We start from the raw sequence: 19,475 nt of genomic DNA on the forward strand, positions 1-19,475 counted from the left end.
GAAGATGCCGTCGGGCCGGTCGGCCCGCAGGCGGGTCAAGCGATACGCAACGCCTCAACGCGCGTATCGCGAAACTGTTCACAGACTGACACCATCGTGACGGCATCCTGCATAAGACAAAAGGCGGTGGACAGCGCATCCGCGACCGCCGCCGATGGCGACGACACCGACACCAGACGCCAATGCGGCGATGCGGGCTGTCGGGTCTGCGGATTCAGAATGTGCCCTGCCCCGCCGCCGAGGGTCATCCCCAACGGCGACGAACTGGCCAGTGCCCGGTCGGCCAGTTGGGTCCGACCACCGCCATCGAAGGAAACCGGCCAAGGCCCGCCATCGGACGCGGTGCCGACAGCCGACAATTCGCCGGTATCCACCATCACATGGTCATAGCCCCGCGCCCGGATCAGCGCCGCAACCTGATCGGCGATAAAGCCCTGCGCGATACCGTTCAGCGTCAGTGCCATACCGCGGCGCAGCGTGATGACCGCCGCATCCACAGACACGCCATCCCAACCCATCGGCAGCGCAGCCAGCTGCGCCGGGTCCGGTGCGCCCTGGGCATCGGCATAGGCCAGCCACAGCGGCTGCACGGTCGGATCGAACAGCCCGCCGGTGGCACGATGCGCCCGCCCGGCCAGCGTCAGACATTCGACCAGTTCCGGCGGGGGTGCGTCCAGCCGCCCGGCTTTGTTCAGCCGCACCAGCGCCGAGTCGGGGCGATAAAGGCTGAACACCGCCTCAAGCCGCTCGATCTCGGCCCGGATGGCGGCGAACAGCGCCGGATCGTGGCGATCCAGCGTAATGGTGGCCCGCGCGCCCAAAGCCTGCCCGCGCCACTGTGCATAGCGCGGCGCGGCAACCGCAGGCAGCCCCGAGACCAGCAGCATCCCGGCAGAGATGGTCAGAAAACGGCGGCGCTTCATGTCATTGCCCCCCCTGGGTGCCAAGCCGACGCAAACGCTCGGCATAATCCGGTTCGTCACCTTCTGCGGCCTCGGGCGCCGCGCCCTCATCGGGGGCCAGCACATCTTCGGTTGCAATCTGGTTCAGACGCAGGATGTCACCGCCGTTCAACGCGGCAAAAGCCTGCGCGGCCTGTTCATTGCCAAAGGGCACCATCTCGGCCGCGCCCATACCGCCCACCAGCCGCGAGCCGACAACATAAAAGGCATCATCCGCTGGTATCCAGTTGGCGGCACCGGGATCTGCCCAGTCGGGCGCCACCCCCATATCGCTGACATACATCGTCACGATCTCGTGGCTTTGTTCAGGCATCCGCTGATAGGCGATGCCGTCGCGCACCTGACTGAAGAACAGCGGGAACATCACATCCTTCAGATGCACCTGCGCCTTGGGGCCGGGGTGTTCCAGCAGGTTCATCTGGCAGAAATGCCCGATGGTGGTTTCGGTCATCTCGACCGGCGCGGGCACCTCAACCGTTTCCGTGCGGCAGGCGGTCAGGGCCAGCAGGGCAATCAGTGCGATACGTTTCATGGCGTCACCCGGCGAAAGGCAAGACTGGCCAGCACCAGCATCAGAACCGGCCAGATCAACAGCGATGTCAAAGCCGCCCATGGCGGAATGGTGCTGGCCGCCCCGCCAAGGCCCGCCGCCGCCGCCGTCGCCTCGGACGCGGCAAGGTTATACAGGCGGAAGGCATCGGCGGGATTGCCCAGCAACAGCGCAGGCAGCGCGGTACCAAATGCACCCTCGCCGCCAGTGGCGACCAGCGCAGCCAGCAGGCCCAGATCATACAGCACCACAGCCACCAGCCAGATCCCGATCGCCAGCCCCGCCGCACCCGAAGGCCGCCGCGACAGCGCCGAAATCACATAGCCCACACCCAGAAAGCTGGCCCCCAGCAACAGCGAGGTCCAGAACAGCCGCCACAGCGCAGGCAGCCCGGCGACCGCCCCACGGTCAACCGCAATCGCCGAGACAGCGGCCAGCCCATAGCCGACACCCACCGCCAGCGCCAGAATGGACAGATGCGCCAGCAGACGGCCCGCCAGAATCTCGGCCCGCGCGACGGGATAGGTCAGCAGCAGGGGCAGCGTGCCCCGCTCGACCTCGCCGGCCACGGCGTCAAAGGACATCAGCAGTGCCAGCAACGGCACCAGATAGACCGCCAGACTGGTCAACGAGGCAACCACGACCGACAGCCGGTCGGCCCCAAGCGCGCCGGTCGGTGCCGATCCGGCAGCCGACAGCACCAGCGCGAACACCGCCATCATCGCCACCGCAATCGCCAGCCAGCGGTTGCGCAGCGCGATCCGCAATTCGGCCCCCGCCGTGGCAAGAATACGCCCGATCATGCCGCAGCCCCCTGTGCGCCGAAATGGCTGTAGATGTCTTCCAGACTGGGCGGCGTGACCTCGACATCGGCGATCAGGCCGGACAGGTTGCCGATGCGCGCCAGCATGGCGATCTTTTCGTCTTGCGCGCTGGTCAGCATCAGCCCGCCCGTCACCGGGCGCGCATCCGGCAGCGCAGCGGCCAGCGCATCCGCCGCGCCGGTCTGCGGCACCAGCAGATAAGATACCGGCAACGCCGCCTGCCTGCGCAGATCAGCCAGCGTGCCCTCGGCCATGCGACGGCCTTGCGACAGGATCACGATGCGATCCGTGCGCGCCTCGACCTCGGTCAGCGCGTGCGAGGACAGCAGGATGCCCGCCCCGTCAGCGGCCAGCCCGTCCAGCAGTTCATAGAAGGACCGGCGCGACACCGGGTCCAGCCCCGAGGTGGGTTCGTCCAGCACCAGCAGACCGGGATGCCCGATCAGCGCCTGCGCCAGCCCGACCCGCTGCCGCATCCCCTTGGAATAGGTGCCGATCCGCCGCTTCATCGCATGGCCAAGGCCGACCCGTTCCAGCAGGCCGGGTGCATCTGACGGCGGTTCACCGCGCAGCCGCAGATAGAACATCACCATTTCCAGCCCGGTCAGCGCCGGGTGAAAGGCCACGTTTTCCGGCAGATAGGCCACGCGCGTCCGCGCCGCGCCGCTGCCGGGTGCGGCCCCCATCACCGACACCTCGCCGGAATCAAAGGGGATCAGCCCCAGCACGATCTTCATCAGCGTCGATTTGCCCGCGCCGTTATGCCCCAGCAGGGCCACGCGCTGCCCCGGTTCCACCGTCAGCGACACATCATTCAGCGCGGTGAACGCGTCAAACCGCTTAGTGAGGTGCGAAAGCGTCAGCGCCATCGTCATCGGTCCTTATCATTTTCCACAACGGCGGTTGCGCCGCCATCCGGGCAATATTCTCGGGCACCGGAATATCCACCGGCCGGGTCAAGGGGAAACTGTCCACCACCCCGCCGGGCAGGGTCGCAGGAAAGTTAGCCTGACTCCACCGGATCAACTGCACGGCGGGCGATCCGGTCAGCAGCGCGGCGGCAGGTTGCGACCACAGGATATGGTCCATCAGATCATTGGGACGAAACCGGCTGTCAGCGATACCGTCACCGTTCAGATCAAAGACAGCATGATCCGACCAGTAATTTCCGCGACCGTCCAGACTCCACTCAATGTCGCGGGTGCCGACATATTTCACCTGCGTGCGGTTGCCGATAAAGGCATTTTCGGTCAACGCGTTCCGTTCAGACCCTGCGGTAAAGTGGATGCCGATGTCGCAGCCTTCAAAGCGGTTTCCGGCGATCAGATTGCGGTGCGCGTTATAAATGAACGTGCATTTTTCCGGCCCGCCCCGCACCAGATTGCCCGCCACATCGGCCCCGTTGGCATAGTTCAGCATCACCCCGTGATCGCGGTCGTTGATCGACAGATTGTTCGTGATCGTCACCCGGTCGGAAAACATCATCGCAAAGCCCAGATGATTGCCGACCGAGATATTGCCTGAAACTTCGCTGTCATGCGTATACATGTAGTGCACGGCAAAGCGCAGATCATGCATCAGATTGTCGCGGAACACATTGCGGCGGCTGGAGTTGGTGAAAATCCCGTCGCGGCCATAGCGCATGGTATTGCCGACCACCTGCGTGCCGGGCGCGTTCCAGATATAGATGCCATTGCCCCGGCTGTTCATCCGGTGATCGCGCCGCCCGATGATGGTATTGCCGCGCACCATGCTGTCATTCGCGCCATGGACATCGACGCCATACAGATTGCCTTCGAACAGATTATCCTCGATCACGGCGCGGTGGGCGGTGCGGGTCAGCAGCACCCCGGAATCAATATCCTGATGCGAATTACCCGATCCGGTCAGATGCAGGCTGCGGATGGTCACATCCTCGGCCGTCACGAAAATCACGCTGCCCTGCCCGCCGCCATCAATCTGTGCGCCGGGCTGTCCTTGCAGTGTCAGCGCATGGTCAATGGTGACGGGGCCTTGGTGCAGGCCCGGTTCCAGGATCAGCACATCGCCGGGGGATGACCCGTCGATGGCCTGTTTCAGCGCGTCCCCGCCCGCAGGCACGCCGATCTGACCGGCCCAGACGGGACCGGCCAGAATCAGCAGCAGGGCAAGAACGCCGCGTATCATCATGCCGCCTTGGGCCGGACCAGCATCCGGCCGCGCATTTCCATATGCAGCGCGTGGCAAAACCACTGGCAGTAATACCAGTAAACACCCGGCTTGGCGGCGACGAACGTCACCGATGACGTTGCCTGCGGCCCGATCTCTATCGCCACCCCATGGTTACCCATGGTAAAGCCGTGGGTCAGATCGTCGATGTCGTCAAGGTTGGTGACGATGACGGTTACTTCGTCACCCTCGTTCACCTCAAAGCTGTCGAGCGAGAAGGTCGGCGCCTGCGAGGTCATATAGACCCGCACCTTGGTCGGATCGTCAGCATCGCGGATCACACTGTCCTGCCAGCCGTCCAGATCAATGCCATCCGCTTCGGCCTGCGCGCGGGTTTCGGCCCACATCGGATCGTTGCGATCCCAGACCGATTTGATGATCGGCGTCATCAGCGAGGCGGGCACGGCGATGGCGTCATGCGGCTCGGCAAAGTTCGGACCGTCATGGACCACCACCATCTGATCGGTGGAAATGTCGATCAGCTGATCGTTTTCGGGCTTGAGCGGACCGACGTTCAGGAAACGGTCCTTCGAGAATTTCGACAGGCAGACCAGCCACTTGCCATCGGCATCCAGCGTTTCACCCAGCGTGGTTTTCAGGTGGCCGGGTTGATAATGCACGTCAACCTTGGAAATGATCGGATCGACGTTTTCGCCCGCATAGGCGCGCACCGCCCGGTCAAGGTTCCACTTCACCACCTGACTGTCGAGGAACAACGAGGTATAGGCGTTGCCTTGACCGTCAAAGGCCGTGTGCAGCGGGCCAAGGCCCAGTTCCGGCTGTGCAACGACAGCGGTTTCAGGTTCGGCCTCATCCGCAAAGATAGCAGGCAGATTGCGCACGTCGATCACCGAAACCGTGGGCGACAGCTTGCCCGCGATGCACAGGTGAATCTTGTCCGGCGCCATGTTGCAGCCGTGCGGGTTATTCGGGATCGGGATATAGCGGGTCAGCCGGGCCGCCGCGTTTTCCTTGCGCCCGTCCAGAATCCGGGCACCGTTCAGTTCCTGATATTCACCGCGCTCGATCGCGGCCTCGATCGCCTCGATGTCGAAGACCACGACGTGATCCATCTCGGCTTCGGTCATCTCGGGCTGGGTCATCCCCATTTCCGAGTTATACGAGGTCGAGAACGCATATTTGCCGTCATAATCGGCATCACAGTTGTCAAGGTTGCCCGACACCATGATCTGCCAGGCGACATCCATTGTTTCGCTGTCAACGGCGCTGAACAGGTTCACATAGGTGCTGACGTCATCCATGGTGGTGCCGTCATTGACCAGCGGGGTTTCGTCCTCGCTGTTACAAAAGATATAGTTCGACGATGGCACCTTGCGCGGGCGCATCCCGTGCATGGCGGTGGCGTTCGGCATTTCCAGAATGGCGTCGCATTTCATCACGTCGCAGCGGATGCGCGCGATGCGGCCATTGGCCTTGTCCTGCATGAACAGATACTGGCCGTCATAGCGCCCGTCCGTATAGGACATGTGGATATGGTGCAAATCGCCGTTATCGTGGATTTTCTTGCCGTTGGCCTCCAGATAGTTTCTGGTCTTGTCGCTCATCGTCCGCTGGTGAATGCGGATCGATTCATTGGTCTGGCCCCAGCCGGTGGCGGAACAGCGGTTGAAGACGGGAATCCGCATCAGTTCCCGCATCGAGGGGATGCCCAGAATCCGCGCCTCGCCGGTCTGACCCGACGACCAGAAACCATAGTATTCATCAAGCTGGCCCGGCCCGATATGCGGCGCGCTGACACCGCCCGACTGGGCGCTGGCCACGCCGGTGGCTGCGGCTGTGGCCGCAGTGCCGGTGGCCGCCGCGAAAAACGCCTGACGCGCGGTGATCCCGCCGCCAAGCAGTGCGGCCCCGCCTGCCGTCGCGCCCAAAAGCCCGCGGCGGCTGATGCCGGTTTTTCCTTCATTGGACATGTCAGACTCCCTTTGTTTGCAGATTTGGGTGGTTGGACAGCCCGGCACGCGGCAACACCGGCGCATTGCTGGCAGCGATATTCGCGCGCCGTTTCAGCCGCTTGATGACGACCGGGCATTTGGTTTCGGAATGATACAAGACCTGACAGTGCATACAGTTCAGGCACTCGTTCGGGTTGATCTGTCCTTCCGGGTGGATCGCCTGCACGAAACATTCATTCGCACAGGTCTGGCACGGATTTCCGCATTCCTTATAGCGTTTCAGCCAGTCGAACATGCGGATACGCGCGGGGATCGCCAGCGCGGCCCCCAGCGGGCACAGATAGCGGCAAAAGAACCGTTCGATGAACAGCCCCGCCACCAACAGCGCGCCGACATACAGCAGGAACGGCCAGCTGCGCTGGAAATTCAGGATGATCGCGGTCTTGAACGGCTCGACCTCGGCCAGATGCTCGGCCCGTTCAAGGCTCATCAGCGAGACACCGAACAGGCCAAGGAAGATCACGTATTTGATCGCCCAGGCGCGTTCGTGGATGAACCACGGCACAGTGATCTGCGGGATGCGCAGCTTGCGCCCGATCTGGTTGGTCAGTTCCTGCAAGGCGCCGAACGGACACAGCCAGCCACAATAGGCCCCCCTGCCCCAGAAAATCAGCGCCGCCGCGACGCTGAACCACAGGATAAAGGTCAGCGGGTCCATCAGGAACGCCTGCCACGAAAAGCCGTCGCGCAGGGAATTGAACAGCGCAAAGATGTTCACCACCGAAAGCTGTGCGTTCCACATCCAGCCCAGCACGACCAGCGTTACGGTCAAAAAGCCTAGCCGAAAGAGACGCACGGCACGTTCCGACCGCGACAGGTATTCCTGGAAAAAGAACGCCGCCGTCAGCACGCCCAGCATAATGGCAAGGATGGCAATCTGCGGACGTTTCGCATCCCACGCGCGTTTCCACAGCGCCGCCTGCGCACCGGCCTCATCCGTGTCGGCCACCGCCACCGTCGCAGGGGTGAGGGCAGATACCGGCTCGGGCGGCGGCAGCGGCGTCAAATAGCGTTCGGGCAGTTGATAACCCAGATCATAGGTCAGAAACGCCTTTTCCAGCGCCGACACGTCACGGTGGACCAGCAGTTGAATGCGGAACGGTTTGGCCGGGTCAAAGCCGCTGTCAGCCGGGATACGGAACAGGTCCATTTCCGTGAACGCCGGCGCCCCCGCCAGTGCAATCGTGGTGCGGCGGTGCTGCCGGTCGCGGAACCGGACCGAGATGTCGTCCTGAATCAACTGGATACGGTCAAATATCCCGCCGCGCACATAGCCCGATCCCTTAAAGGAATAGATGCCCAGCCCGACAATCGCGATGGCGCTATCGCCTTCTTCCAGCCAGCTTGTGACATTGGCATATTCCGCCGGGCCAAGAATTGCCTGACCGATGGCAGGCACGCTGACCAGCGCCGCCTGCATGTCGATGAACACCGTTTCCGGGTCGTTAGGCAGCGGCCGGGCGGCGGCGCGCAGATCGTCATGGGCGTTGTAAGCCTCGTTCACCTCGCCCACGGTCAGCAGCAGGCGGCGGACGGTGCCGTCACCTTCGGCCTCGGCCCAGTCGGCAACGGGCGCGACATCAGCGGCCAGTTCACGCGGCGGCGTGTTTTCGGCAGTGCTGCTGCCAAGACCGCCCAGACCCAGTGCCCGTGCCACCCGCAGACCCGCACGCACGATATTGTCGTCGATCACCATCACTGTCACCGTCGCACCGGCAATGATGTTCAAATCATGCGCCGATCCGCCCGCCGCCGCCTCGGCCACCAGATCCAGCCCGACATAGCCCGCCGCCATTTCCTCCATCCGGGAATTGGGGATGCCGATCAGGACGATGGGTTCGGAATGCTTGACCAGCTTGACACCGATCACCTTGGCCGCGTCATCGACAGCAACCATGGTGTGAATCGGCTTGCCGGAATAACCCGTCGTGCCGACGAAATCGCTGGTGATAAAGGCCCAGCCCAGTTGCTGATTGCCCTGCATGACCGGCGCAACGGGTATATCGTCGCGCATGGGGCCAAAGGCGTCAGCCCCCGCAACCAGATCACCCGCCGGAACCTCGGCCAGAAATTGTGGCAGCACCGGCGTTTGCGCCCGCGCAGGGCCAGTCAGCAGCAGCAAAAACAGGGCCAGAAGAAAAGCAAGGGCAAGATTCAGCGCGCCCACGGGCCAAGGCCGGCGTTTGACTGTCATGACCGAAATATCCCAACCACCGCACGCAGATAGAAAGTCGCCAGACCAATGATTGCGATGACACATCAGACGCCGCCTTGACCAAACTCAAAAGCCCGGCGTAATTTTGCCCCGTCAGCCCTTGGTCCACGGCAGGCTGGGATCTTCGGATGCGAAATCAATCAGCTGCTGCAAATCCGAAATCCACGCGCGGTTGCCGTCGATGCGCACGCCATAATCGCGCAGACGGCGAAAGGCGCGCGACAGGCTTTCGGGTTTCATGCCCAGCCGACCGGCGATCAGCACCTTGTTATAAGGCAGGTCGACATGGCAGGCGCTGTCCTTGTCGTCGGCCAGTTCGATCAGGAATTCCGCCACCCGCTGCGACCCAGACCGCGCCTTGAGCTGTTCGACCTGCGTGACGAAGCTTTGCAGCTTGGTGACGCAGCTTATCAGCAGCGCCTTGGCCACATCGGGTTCGGTCTCGATCAGGTGGCGCAGCTTGCGGGCATCGACAACGATCAGCGAAGCCTCGGTCGCGGCCTCGGCCGATACGGGATAGGGCGTGCCACGGATCGCCACCGCCTCGGCAAAGCTGTGGCCGCGGGTCTTGACCGACACGACCGCCTCGGTCCCGCTGGGGGCGACGCGATACAGCTTGACCCAACCGCGCACGATCAGGAACACACCGTTCGAGGGTTCGCCCTGCACAAAGATCGTCTCACCCTGCGCGACATCGCGCATCGAGGAAAAGCCCGCGATCCGATCAATCAGGTCCGCTTGCAGGGATGAGAAAAGAATCGACTGTCGGATGGTGTCGCGGATCAGGGTCATTATCTGTCTATCTATTAGGCAAACAGACCCATAACGCCAGTGCGCAAACCCCGACCTGACTTAAGTCAACGCAGATGACAAAAAGAGTCGGCAGAATGCCAAACGGATCATTTTCCGCAGGCCCCTCATGAATACCACGACGCAACGTATCCGCCGCTGGAATGGCCCCGCGCTGCTCAGCTTTGGTTTCCGTCCGTTTTTTCTGCTTGGTGCGATCTGGGCCGCGCTGGCGATGCTGATCTGGCTGCCGATGGCCCTGGGGCGCATTGCCCCGCCGCCGGTGTTTTCGCCGGTGGACTGGCATGCCCATGCAATGTTGTTCGGCTATGGCGGCGCGGCGGTGGCCGGGTTCGTGCTGACGGCGGTGCCGAACTGGACAGGGCGGCTGCCGGTGACGGGCTGGCCGCTGGCCGGACTGGCGGGGATGTGGCTGCTGGGCCGGATCGTCACGACGCTGCCCTTGCCGCTGCCGCCGCTGCTGATCGCCGCCGTCGATCTGTCGGTCTATGCCGCGCTGATGTTCGTCCTGCTGCGCGAGGTGATCGCAGGCAAGAACTGGCGCAACCTGCCGGTGGTGGGATTCATCGGGCTGTTCGTCGCCGGGCTGGTGGTGTTCCACGTTCAGGCGCGCGGCGGGGCTGCGGCGCAGGGCTGGGGCCTGCGACTGGGACTTGCGGCGCTGGTGATGCTTATGACGCTGATCGGCGGGCGGATCATTCCGTCCTTCACCCGCAACTGGCTGGTCAAGCGCGGCGAAACCGCCCTGCCCGCGCCCATGGGCCAACCCGACAAGGTTGCACTGATGATCGGCGCAGCGGCGCTGATCGCCTTTGTCGCCGCGCCGGATGCAGGGCTGACGGCGGCGCTTTGCGCGGTGGCGGGGGTGGCGCATCTGGTCCGCCTGTCACGCTGGCGCGGGCTGGCCACCGCGCCCGAAGCTCTGCTGTGGGTTCTGCATCTGGCCTATGCCTGGATCGCCGCCGGTTTTCTGTCGGTCGCCGCCGCCGGGGCCGGGCTGATGCTGCCCGCCGGGGCGCAGCATGTCTGGATGGCGGGCGGTATCGGCGTGCTGACGCTGGCCGTCATGTCGCGCGCCAGCCTTGGCCATACCGGGCGGGCACTGACCGCCAGCCGGGCGCTGACCATCGTCTATGTGCTGGCCAATCTGGCCGCTGCGCTGCGGCTGGCCTATGCGCTGGCGCCGGGGCAGATGTGGATGCTGCACGCCGCCGGCACGGCGTGGATCGCGGCCTTTGGCGGTTTCGCGGTGCTGTATTGGCCGATCCTCACCGGCCCGCGCATCGCCGCGCGCCAGCCCTCAGGCGGCCAGATACGACAGCCCGGCTAAGATCATGAACACCGCCAGCGCCAGATCAAAGGCGCGGCGGATGGCGGGGGTCTCGTCCAGTTCCAGATAGGCCCCCAGCACCACGCGCGCCTTGACCCATGCCAGCAGCAGCACCGCCACCATGGCCAGCCTGCCGGGCAGCGGCGACAAGGATGCGGCGGTGGCCAGCAGTGACGCCGCAATCAGCACCAGCCAGGCCCGGATCAAGGGGTCGCGCATCGTCCTTACCTCAGCAGATAGATGACGGGAAACAGGATCACCCAGACCAGATCGACCATATGCCAGAACTGCGTTCCGGCCTGCACGTGATCCTGACGGCAGGTGATGGCGCAGATACCAAGGATCACCGCCCCGGCAATGACGTGAACGGCATGAAACCCGGTCAGCAGATAGTAGAAGGTAAAAAACGCCTCGCTGCCGGTTCCGGCATGGGCGTATTCGATGCCCTTCAGGATCAGGAACAGCACCCCGAACCCGGCGGCAGCCAACAGCATCATGCGGCACCCGGCCACCTGCCCGATCCGCACCCGGCGCAAGGCCAGTGCCGCCAGCAGGCCCGAAGTGACCAGCACCACGGTATTGATTCCGGCGGACAGCCGGTGCAACTGATCCTGCGCTGCGGCAAAGCCCACCGGGTCTGTCAGACGCACCGCCAGAAAGGCCAGCAGACCTGCGGCAAAGACCGCCAGCTCCGACAAGATCAGCACCCACATCATCAAATCGCCGGGCAACCGGCGCGGATCGCCTGCCCCCGCGCTCATCGTCCGACCAGTTGCCGATAGATTTCCGGCAAGGCCCCGATCAGGCGATCCGGGTCAGGAAACAGCGCAAAGCCGCCCTGCCCGAAGATGCGCGGGAACCAGCTTTTGCCATCGCGGTCCACGGTGATGCCAAAAACCGAGTGACCGGCGCGGCGGGCCTCGCGGATGGCACGGGCGCTGTCCTCGATACCGTGGCGCCCTTCGTAGTGATCCAGATCGTTCGGCTTGCCATCGGTGATGACCAGCAGCAATCGCCGATGATTGCCCTGCGTCGCCAGCCCGGCCGAGGCATGGCGCACGCCTGCGCCAAGCCGAGTGTAGAATTGCGGGCGCAGCGCCGCGACCCGCTGTTCGACCAGATGCGACATGGGTTCATCGAACGTCTTGCAATTGGCCACGAATACCCGGTCGCGCCGCAACGAGGAAAACGCGTTCAGCGCAAAGCGATCCCCACAGGCGTCCAGCCCCCAAGCCAGCGCGGTCAGCGCCTCGCGTTCGATGTCGATCACCGCGCGGCCGGTCACGGCGCTTTCGGTGGACCGCGACACGTCCAGCAGGATCGACACCGCCAGATCGCGTTCGATCGGGCGCGACTGCCGCCAGATGCGGTCGTTGCCTTCACCCATGGCCGCCAGTTCGCTGGCCGACCGGACGGCCAGTTCGGTGTCCAGTTCGTCGCCATCGCGGTGGCCGGTGGTGGTCACACGACCGGGGCGCAGCGCCTCGAACTGGCGGCGGACGGCGCGGATACGACGGCGCGCGGCGGCATCGTGGATCAGTTCGGTATCGGGCGCAGGTTCGGGGCGCGTTTCCAGCACGCGGACATGCGCGGGCAGATAGACCCCGCGCCGCGCGTCCCATTCGGGATAGACATGCTTGCCCGCCATCGCCTCGATGTCCGCATCCTCGGGCGACAGGTCCAGATGCAGTTTCAGCCGCGTGGCCGGGGCCTTGGACAATTGACCAAGGTTCAGTTCGTCCTGATCCTGTGCGGCCTTCTTGGCGCTGTCGATGTCGTCATCCTCGACCCGGCGGTTCAGGTTCAGGAATTCGGCCCATGACAGGATCGCTTCGAATTTGTGCAGGATCAGGCTGTCTTTGCGTTCGGCCTGATCGGATTTGCGACGGCGTGCGCGCATCATCTTGCCGTCTTGCCCCTCTTCGGGGGTGCCTTCGGTGTCGCGGGTTTCGACCTGTCCTTCGGCGGACCAGACCACATCATCAGGCGCGACCCATAATTCCACCGGGCGCATAGGTTTATAGCCACGCGGGGCGCGGGCATCCAGCGCGGCGCGATCACCGGCGCGGGCGGCCTGCACCCGGTCCCACGCCTGACGCGCATTGTCAGGCAGCGGCGCGGGATCGCCCAGCAGATGACGGATCACCGCCTCGACCGCCGCTTCGGCGGGGGGCAGGCGCGGCGCGTTCCGCCCCGCCAGCAGCAGCGCGCACAAGTCGCGATAGAGCGGGGCCAGCCCCGGTGCCTGAGCCACGGTCAGATCGACGGCACGGGCCGCCGCCGCCACAAAGGCCAGATCGCGCGCCAGCGGATCATCGGTCAGCGGTGCGGGCGGATCATCCTGCGACACCGCCACGGCCATCGCCGTCAGCCACAGATACAGCGCGCCATTGGCCTGTTCTGCCGGAAAGATCGCCAGCGTTTCGGGCAGGCGCAAAACCTCGCCGTCAAAGCTGGCACGGGCGGCTGCCTCGGCCTCGGTGGACAGGCGGCGACGGAACGACAGGCGGTGCCGCGCGGTCACGGCACGGGCGGCGCGCAACTCAACCGAATGATCGCCGCCCAGACCGCGCCAGAACACCGCCAGCCGCCCCGACACTTGCGGCAGATCCACCCGCGCATCGTCATAAACGGGCGGCGCGTCCCACCGGCTGGCCATATCGTGCCACAGCTTGCCGACGGTTTCTTCCGGTTCCCAGGGTTCAAAGCCCATGGCTTATCCAAACACCGCCGAGACCAGATCCAGCAGGCCGCGTTTGACATCGGCATCGTCGGTCAGCGGTTCGATCATCGCCGCCTCGATCGCGCGGTCGATCGACATGCCGCCCACGATCAGCGTCGCCGCATAGACCAGCAGACGGGTGGAAACGCCTTCTTCCAGATCCTGTCCGCGCAGGGCACGCAGCTTGCCCGCCAGACGAACCAGCGCGGTTGCCCTATCGCGGTCGATGCCGGTTTCCTGCACCACCACATCGGTTTCCAGCGCGGGTGCGGGGAAATCGAAATCCATCGCCAGAAAGCGTTGCCGCGTCGATGGTTTCAGCGTTTTCAGGATGTTCTGATAGCCGGGGTTATAGGAGGCCACCAGCATAAAGCCGGGGGCCGCATCCAGTTCCTCGCCCGTGCGGTCGATAGGCAGGATACGGCGGTCGTCGGTCAGCGGGTGCAGCACGACGGTCACGTCCTTGCGGGCCTCGACCACTTCGTCCAGATAGCAGATCGCGCCTTCGCGCACGGCGCGGGTCAGCGGGCCATCGACCCAGACGGTTTCGCCCCCCTTCAGCAGATAGCGCCCGATCAGGTCCGCCGCCGACAGATCGTCATGGCAGGCGACGGTATACAGTTTGCGGCCCAGTTTCGCGGCCATATAGGACACAAAGCGGGTCTTGCCGCAGCCGGTCGGGCCTTTCAGCAGAACCGGCAGATCATTCCGCGCCGCCGCTTCAAAGATCGCAACTTCATCGGCTTGCGGCAGGTAGAAGGGGGCAGATGCCGCCCCCCCTTGATTGTTATGGACATTCATGCTGGTCACTCCGCCGGTTCCAGATGCTCATCGCGTTGACGCTGCACCGGGCCGGGATCGACAACTTCGCGCCCCGGAAACATGACGGCATAGATGAACAGCAGCGCGCCCAGCACCACGGCCACGCCGGAACCAAGCCGCATCCAGTAAAACAGCACCAGCTGATCCTGAACATCCATGTAGAAGATGCCGTTCACCCGTTGCAGGTGGGTCTGCACCGTGCCCGCAAAGGTCAGGGTAAAGGTCATGAACAGCATCCCCGAGGACATCAGCCAGAAGGCCGCCATGTTCAGAACCTGATTATAGGGATCGCGGTTCTTGAGGATCGGCATGGCATAGCTGACCAGCGCGGCGACCAGACAGACATAAGCGCCATAGAACGCCAGGTGGCCGTGGGCCGCGGTGATCTGCGTGCCGTGGCTGTAGTAGTTAACCCCGTGCAGCGTATGCAGGAAGCCCCAGACACCCGCGCCGAAAAAGGCCAAAACGGCGCAGCCCAGCGACCACAGCATCGCGGCCTTGTTCGGGTGATCGCGGCGGCCCTTCCACACCATGATGAAGGCAAAGGCCATCATGGCAAAGAACGGCACCACCTCGAAGGACGAGAAGATCGAACCGATCCAGTGCCAATAGGCCGGCAGACCGATCCAGTAATAGTGGTGCCCGGTGCCAAGAATACCGGAAAACAGCGCGGTGGCGACGATCACATAGACCCATTTTTCGACCACTTCGCGGTCAACGCCGGTCAGTTTCAGCATCAGATAGCCAAGGATGGCGGCCATGATCAGTTCCCACACGCCCTCCACCCACAGGTGAACGACCCACCACCAATATTGCTTGTCCAGCACCAGGTTTGGCGGGTTGTAAAAGGCAAACAGGAACAGCAGCGCCAGCCCCCACAGACCGATCATCAGCACCGTGGAAATCGAGGTCTTGCGGCCCTTCAGCAGCGTCATCGAGCAGTTATACAGAAAGATCAGCGCCGCGACGACGATGCCCATCTTGACCCATTTGGGCTGCTCCAGAAACTCGCGCCCTTCCTTGCCCAGCAGCCAGTTGCCGTGAAACAGGTCGAACGCATAGGTCAGAACCGCGCCCAGCGTGCCGACCACGAGGATCGCCAGTTGCAAATAGGCCAGCTTCGGCGAATAGATCTCGCGTTCAGTTTCCTCGGGCAGCAGAAAATAGGCCGAGCCGAAAAAGCCCAGCAGCAGCCAGACGATCAGCGCATTGGTGTGCAGCATCCGCAGAACGTGGAACGGCAGCAGATCAGACAGGAAATTCGGGTTCACATAGACGTAACCCATCAGCAGGCCCATCGTCACCTGAATGGCGAACAGACCCATCGCCACCACAAAGTAAGGGTAGGCGATCCGTTGTGTGGCATATCTCATCGGCGTTTCTCCCTTAACCGGCGTCGTTCGGCGGCCAGTTCAGCGTATTGATCGTGCCGCTCCACAGCAGGAAGTCGGACAGTTCGCGATATTCTTCGTCAGTCAGGCCGAAATAGGGCATCTGGCGACGGCCCTCGATGCCCGTGGGCATGGCCTCCATCCACGCTTTCAGCGTGTCGGCGGCGGCATCGGGATCGTCCTGCACGGCCCAGCGGCGCATGACATTGCCCAGCTCGGGCGCGAAATACGCGCCTTCGCCCAGCAGCGTGTGGCAGTTGATGCAGCCATTACGTTCCCAGACATGTTTGCCAGCCACCACGCTGTCGGTCAGCGTTTCGCGGTCGGTCGAGACATTCACGGCATAAAGATGGCTGTGCGCCGTCAAGCCGATGAAGATGAGGATGAAAAACAAAGACCCGCCATAGAAGACGTTGCGGGCCATGCTTTTGGTCATGACTTCGCTCATGCGCAGCCCTCTCAAAGCAGTTGCTAACTGTTGGCCACAATGCGGCTGGCAGGCGATTCCACCTTAACGAAAGTCAAAACGATGTGATTGGCGTCGTTTTGCCCAAAGGCACCCCGATGGGGCATTTGGCGCAAGCAACAGCTTATGGCGCGGTGATCAGGCGGTGATCTGTTCGATGCGGCAGCCGGGGAAGGCGCGCAGGGCGCGGGCGATGCTGTCATCCGGCATGATGCAAAACGCTGTGGACAGACCATCAGCCAGCGCGGCAGCGGGGGCACTGACGGAAACCAGTGCGCGCGGGGCCTGGCGGCCATGTGGGTCAAGGATATGCGGCAGATTGCCACGCGGGCCAATCAAGGTGCCCTGCCCCGACGAGGTAGCCAGCGCCCGATCGCCCAGCGTCAGGCGGCTGACCGGGGTGCCATGATGATCGGCGATGGCCGCCGTCCATTCCCCGATTGCCATGATCTCGCCAGCGTCGATCAGCACCTGCGGCAGATCATGCAGGCGGGCGGCATCGGCCAGCATATCGGCGGCAAGACCCTGGGCGATGCCGTTCAGGGTCAGCGCCATGCCGGGGCGCAGGGTGATACGGTCGTTGCTGATCTGAACCGCGTCCCACCCCGGTCCGGGTTCCGGGGCGGGCCGCCCGGTGGCGCGGGCCAGCCATTGCGGCTGGATCGTCGGATCAAACGCGCCGCCAGTGGCCCGATGCAGATCCCCCGCCAGCCGCAACAGCGCGACAAAGCCGGGGCTGGGGTTGGTCAACAGACCGCTGTCGTTCAGGCGCGTCAGCTCCGAGGAGCGATACAGCGAAAACTGCCGCTCGACCCGCCGCAGCGCCTGTTCGGCGGCACGGAAAAAGCTGCGCGCCTGCGTGGGTGCGGCGTCGCGGGTGCGCAGCACCACCTGCGCGCCAAGCGCCTGCCCGCGCCATTCCTGGGGGGCTGCGGCCCCTGCCCGGCCAGCACTTACCAGCGCGGCGGCGGTCATGCCGATAAAGCGGCGACGGGGGATCGGTGTCACGGCGTCACCTCGGGCGTGGCTGCGGGGCGTTGCGGGGGCGGGGCGGCAGCACGGGCGCGGCGTTTCAGAACCGGGCAGGTGTGGTCATCGTTCATGATGACCTGACAGCGCAGGCACAGCACGCATTCATTCGGGTTGATCCGCCCCAGCGGATCAATCGCGCCCACGGTGCATTTCGTTTCACACAGGCGGCATTCGCGACCGCATTGCGGGCGCCGTTTCAGCCAGTCGAACACCTTGAGCTTGGCCGGAATCGCCAGACCGGCCCCCAGCGGGCACAGATAGCGGCAAAAGAACCGCTCGATAAACAGGCCCGCCGCCAGCAGCGCCACAACGAACAGCACAAACGGCCACGCCCGCATGAAACGCATGGAAATGGCGGTCTTGAACGGCTCGACCTCGGCCAGAATGAGCGCCTGTTCCATGCTGTAAAACGACAGGGCGACGATGGCGACAAACAGCGTATATTTGATGACCCACAGCCGTTCGTGCAGCGCCTGCGGCACCGCGATCTGGCGGATGCCGAACCGCTGCGCGGCTTGATTGGTCAGTTCCTGCAAGGCACCAAAGGGGCACAGCCAGCCGCAAAAGACGCCGCGCCCCCAGAACAGCATCCCCAGCGCCACGCAGCACCACAGCACAAAGATGACCGGCGCGACAAGGAAGGTTTCCCAGCGGAACCCGCCCAGCAGCGAATGCAGAAAGGCAACCACCTGCACCACCGACAATTGCCCGTTCAGACCCCATCCCAGCACAAACAGCGTCACCAGCAGGAACCCTGTGCGCACCTGCCGCCACAGGGTCGGGCGGCGGACCAGCCATTCCTGCGCGAACAGGATCACGCCCAGCACTGTCAGCATCGCGCCGACGATCATCAGTTGCGGGATGCGCGCTTCCCATTGCGCGACCCACAGCGGCGGTTCCGGCGCGGCGTCGGCGGCAATCGGGTTGCGGAACGTTTCTGGCAGGGTCACGTCGGTGGCGATCTGCACCACCTGCGGCGGACCCGACCGGGCGTCGCGGCTGGCCGTGACGGTCAGCCGCAGCGGTTGGGTCAGGTCAAAACCGCCATCCGCCGGATCGGCATTCAGTCGAAACAGGCTGATCTCGGGGAAATCGGGCGCGCCTTCGACAGCCAGCCGGTCGATACGGCGAAAGCTCGCTTCGTCCGGCTGCCATTGCAGATCGCCCTGCTCGATGGTCAGACGCTGGAACACGCCGGTGCGGCGCACCTCGGTGCCACGATGGCCATAGGCCCCGCGCGACAGCACCGCCAACCAGACCTGCCCCGGCTGCTGATCGCCAAGGGCGGCAGAGTAATCGCGCGGAGTCAGCAGATTGCGCCCGACCGTCGGCGGATCGACAATACCGGCGTAAAGTTCCATGAAGGGCGCGTCTGATGGCGTCAGCGGGGTTTTGGCATCGTCAAAGGCCGCCGCCGCCGATGCCATGCTGACCATTGCGCGCGACAGCCCCCCCATATCCACCAGCGCCGCCCAGTCGGCAGGCTGATAGGTAACGCGGTTCACCAGTTCGCCCCCGGTCTGCGCCGCCGCAAGGATGCGCCCGGCGCGCAAGATCCCGTCGCGGATCACCGCTGTCGAAACCGTCGCACGCGAGATCACATCGGGCAGCGCCTGCCCCGCAATCGGCGCATTCAGATCCAGCGCGCGATAACTGTTCACATAGGCCGCGATGTCGGCATCCGATATGCCCAGCGTCAGCACAGGTTCGGCGTGGCGGACCAGACGCGCGCCGGCAACCACCCCATCGGGGCGCACCGCCACCTGCACATCCAGCGGCTGCCCCGAATAGCCCGTCGAACTGATAAGCTCCCAGGTCGAGCCGATCAGCCCTACCGGCATCCCGTCCAGTTCCACCCGGAACGAAGGCACCGGCGTTTCCTGCCGCATCACGTTTGGGGCGGCATCCAACCCGAACATCTGCTGCGCCACGACAGAATCAGGCGCAGAGTGTGCAGGATTATTTTCCGCTGCAACCAAAGGGGGTGCGGCCCATGCCGGTGCCGAAGGCGGTGAAATCCACATCATCAAGGCCGCAAACAGCAGCGCGGCCCAGCCCCAAATTCCACAGAAATGCATTGTTTTGAAAAGATTTCCCACCAAAACCCCATCATTCCTGTGCCAGCGCATCCGCACCGCATATCCGACATCAGATTTGCATCGCGACAATT

17 protein-coding genes are annotated in these 19,475 nt (G+C 64.0%); 1 reads left to right on the forward strand and 16 read right to left on the reverse strand.

What is annotated here, in order from left to right; all coding sequences use genetic code 11:
• Positions 1-35: 35 nt before the first annotated feature.
• The 8 genes from Q4G22_RS00565 to Q4G22_RS00600 all read right to left on the reverse strand — a co-directional run bounded on the left by Q4G22_RS00565 (position 36) and on the right by Q4G22_RS00600 (position 9,524).
• Complete coding sequence (locus Q4G22_RS00565; RefSeq protein WP_303383951.1) at positions 36-923, reverse strand: FAD:protein FMN transferase; 888 nt, start codon at positions 921-923, stop codon at positions 36-38.
• Between the two features lies 1 nt (position 924).
• On the reverse strand, positions 925-1,494 hold the full coding sequence (locus Q4G22_RS00570; RefSeq protein ID WP_303383952.1) for a nitrous oxide reductase accessory protein NosL: 570 nt from the start codon (positions 1,492-1,494) through the stop codon (positions 925-927).
• The gene (locus Q4G22_RS00575) at positions 1,491-2,315 is read right to left on the reverse strand and encodes an ABC transporter permease (protein ID WP_303383953.1); all 825 of its coding nucleotides are present in this window, start codon (positions 2,313-2,315) and stop codon (positions 1,491-1,493) included. The genes Q4G22_RS00570 and Q4G22_RS00575 overlap by 4 nt, the downstream gene beginning before the upstream one ends.
• On the reverse strand, positions 2,312-3,211 hold the full coding sequence (locus Q4G22_RS00580) for an ABC transporter ATP-binding protein (protein ID WP_303383954.1): 900 nt from the start codon (positions 3,209-3,211) through the stop codon (positions 2,312-2,314). Before Q4G22_RS00580 ends, Q4G22_RS00575 begins: the two co-directional genes overlap by 4 nt.
• Positions 3,177-4,502: a nitrous oxide reductase family maturation protein NosD gene (locus tag Q4G22_RS00585; protein WP_303383955.1), complete on the reverse strand. Its 1,326-nt coding sequence runs from the start codon at positions 4,500-4,502 to the stop codon at positions 3,177-3,179. The genes Q4G22_RS00580 and Q4G22_RS00585 overlap by 35 nt, the downstream gene beginning before the upstream one ends.
• Positions 4,502-6,475, reverse strand: coding sequence for a TAT-dependent nitrous-oxide reductase (gene nosZ / locus Q4G22_RS00590; RefSeq protein WP_303383956.1), 1,974 nt, complete (start codon positions 6,473-6,475; stop codon positions 4,502-4,504). The genes Q4G22_RS00585 and nosZ overlap by 1 nt, the downstream gene beginning before the upstream one ends.
• A gap of 1 nt (position 6,476) precedes the next feature.
• Positions 6,477-8,711 carry a NosR/NirI family protein gene (locus Q4G22_RS00595; protein ID WP_303383957.1) on the reverse strand — a complete coding sequence of 745 codons (2,235 nt, stop codon included), beginning with the start codon at positions 8,709-8,711 and terminating at the stop codon, positions 6,477-6,479.
• Between the two features lie 114 nt (positions 8,712-8,825).
• On the reverse strand, positions 8,826-9,524 hold the full coding sequence (locus Q4G22_RS00600) for a Crp/Fnr family transcriptional regulator (RefSeq protein ID WP_303383958.1): 699 nt from the start codon (positions 9,522-9,524) through the stop codon (positions 8,826-8,828).
• A 127-nt stretch (positions 9,525-9,651) separates the two neighbouring features.
• On the opposite strand from Q4G22_RS00600, the gene Q4G22_RS00605 reads away from it, so the two are divergent.
• The gene (locus tag Q4G22_RS00605; protein WP_303383959.1) at positions 9,652-10,872 is read left to right on the forward strand and encodes an NnrS family protein; all 1,221 of its coding nucleotides are present in this window, start codon (positions 9,652-9,654) and stop codon (positions 10,870-10,872) included.
• On the opposite strand, the gene Q4G22_RS00610 is transcribed toward Q4G22_RS00605, so the two are convergent.
• The 8 genes from Q4G22_RS00610 to Q4G22_RS00645 form a co-directional block, all read right to left on the reverse strand.
• Positions 10,843-11,091: a cytochrome C oxidase subunit IV family protein gene (locus Q4G22_RS00610; RefSeq protein ID WP_303383960.1), complete on the reverse strand. Its 249-nt coding sequence runs from the start codon at positions 11,089-11,091 to the stop codon at positions 10,843-10,845. The genes Q4G22_RS00605 and Q4G22_RS00610 overlap by 30 nt on opposite strands.
• Positions 11,092-11,096: 5 nt before the next feature.
• Entirely contained in the window at positions 11,097-11,633 is a 537-nt protein-coding gene (locus Q4G22_RS00615) for a cytochrome c oxidase subunit 3 (protein WP_303383961.1), read from the reverse strand.
• Complete coding sequence (locus Q4G22_RS00620; RefSeq protein ID WP_303383962.1) at positions 11,630-13,585, reverse strand: nitric oxide reductase activation protein NorD; 1,956 nt, start codon at positions 13,583-13,585, stop codon at positions 11,630-11,632. The genes Q4G22_RS00615 and Q4G22_RS00620 overlap by 4 nt, the downstream gene beginning before the upstream one ends.
• Positions 13,586-13,588: 3 nt before the next feature.
• On the reverse strand, positions 13,589-14,395 hold the full coding sequence (locus Q4G22_RS00625) for a CbbQ/NirQ/NorQ/GpvN family protein (RefSeq protein ID WP_303384160.1): 807 nt from the start codon (positions 14,393-14,395) through the stop codon (positions 13,589-13,591).
• A gap of 5 nt (positions 14,396-14,400) precedes the next feature.
• Entirely contained in the window at positions 14,401-15,789 is a 1,389-nt protein-coding gene (locus Q4G22_RS00630) for a cbb3-type cytochrome c oxidase subunit I (RefSeq protein WP_303383963.1), read from the reverse strand.
• Between the two features lie 13 nt (positions 15,790-15,802).
• Complete coding sequence (locus Q4G22_RS00635) at positions 15,803-16,255, reverse strand: cytochrome c (RefSeq protein ID WP_303383964.1); 453 nt, start codon at positions 16,253-16,255, stop codon at positions 15,803-15,805.
• Between the two features lie 156 nt (positions 16,256-16,411).
• Complete coding sequence (locus Q4G22_RS00640) at positions 16,412-17,281, reverse strand: FAD:protein FMN transferase (RefSeq protein WP_303383965.1); 870 nt, start codon at positions 17,279-17,281, stop codon at positions 16,412-16,414.
• Positions 17,278-19,236, reverse strand: a complete 1,959-nt coding sequence (locus Q4G22_RS00645; protein WP_303383966.1) for a NosR/NirI family protein — start codon at positions 19,234-19,236, stop codon at positions 17,278-17,280. Before Q4G22_RS00645 ends, Q4G22_RS00640 begins: the two co-directional genes overlap by 4 nt.
• Between the last annotated feature and the right edge of the window lie 239 nt (positions 19,237-19,475).

This window comes from Paracoccus sp. (in: a-proteobacteria) (genome assembly GCF_030538655.1).
Taxonomy (GTDB): Bacteria; Pseudomonadota; Alphaproteobacteria; order Rhodobacterales; family Rhodobacteraceae; genus Paracoccus.

Excerpts from the sequence above, each read along its gene's own strand:
- Q4G22_RS00565 (WP_303383951.1), bottom strand. The coding sequence starts at position 923 with ATGAAGCGCCGCCGTTTTCTGACCATCTCTGCCGGGATGCTGCTGGTC.
- Q4G22_RS00570 (WP_303383952.1), bottom strand. The coding sequence starts at position 1,494 with ATGAAACGTATCGCACTGATTGCCCTGCTGGCCCTGACCGCCTGCCGC.
- Q4G22_RS00575 (WP_303383953.1), bottom strand. The coding sequence starts at position 2,315 with ATGATCGGGCGTATTCTTGCCACGGCGGGGGCCGAATTGCGGATCGCG.
- Q4G22_RS00580 (WP_303383954.1), bottom strand. The coding sequence starts at position 3,211 with ATGACGATGGCGCTGACGCTTTCGCACCTCACTAAGCGGTTTGACGCG.
- Q4G22_RS00585 (WP_303383955.1), bottom strand. The coding sequence starts at position 4,502 with ATGATACGCGGCGTTCTTGCCCTGCTGCTGATTCTGGCCGGTCCCGTC.
- nosZ (WP_303383956.1), bottom strand. The coding sequence starts at position 6,475 with ATGTCCAATGAAGGAAAAACCGGCATCAGCCGCCGCGGGCTTTTGGGC.
- Q4G22_RS00595 (WP_303383957.1), bottom strand. The coding sequence starts at position 8,711 with ATGACAGTCAAACGCCGGCCTTGGCCCGTGGGCGCGCTGAATCTTGCC.
- Q4G22_RS00600 (WP_303383958.1), bottom strand. The coding sequence starts at position 9,524 with ATGACCCTGATCCGCGACACCATCCGACAGTCGATTCTTTTCTCATCC.
- Q4G22_RS00605 (WP_303383959.1), top strand. The coding sequence starts at position 9,652 with ATGAATACCACGACGCAACGTATCCGCCGCTGGAATGGCCCCGCGCTG.
- Q4G22_RS00610 (WP_303383960.1), bottom strand. The coding sequence starts at position 11,091 with ATGCGCGACCCCTTGATCCGGGCCTGGCTGGTGCTGATTGCGGCGTCA.
- Q4G22_RS00615 (WP_303383961.1), bottom strand. The coding sequence starts at position 11,633 with ATGAGCGCGGGGGCAGGCGATCCGCGCCGGTTGCCCGGCGATTTGATG.
- Q4G22_RS00620 (WP_303383962.1), bottom strand. The coding sequence starts at position 13,585 with ATGGGCTTTGAACCCTGGGAACCGGAAGAAACCGTCGGCAAGCTGTGG.
- Q4G22_RS00625 (WP_303384160.1), bottom strand. The coding sequence starts at position 14,395 with ATGAATGTCCATAACAATCAAGGGGGGGCGGCATCTGCCCCCTTCTAC.
- Q4G22_RS00630 (WP_303383963.1), bottom strand. The coding sequence starts at position 15,789 with ATGAGATATGCCACACAACGGATCGCCTACCCTTACTTTGTGGTGGCG.
- Q4G22_RS00635 (WP_303383964.1), bottom strand. The coding sequence starts at position 16,255 with ATGAGCGAAGTCATGACCAAAAGCATGGCCCGCAACGTCTTCTATGGC.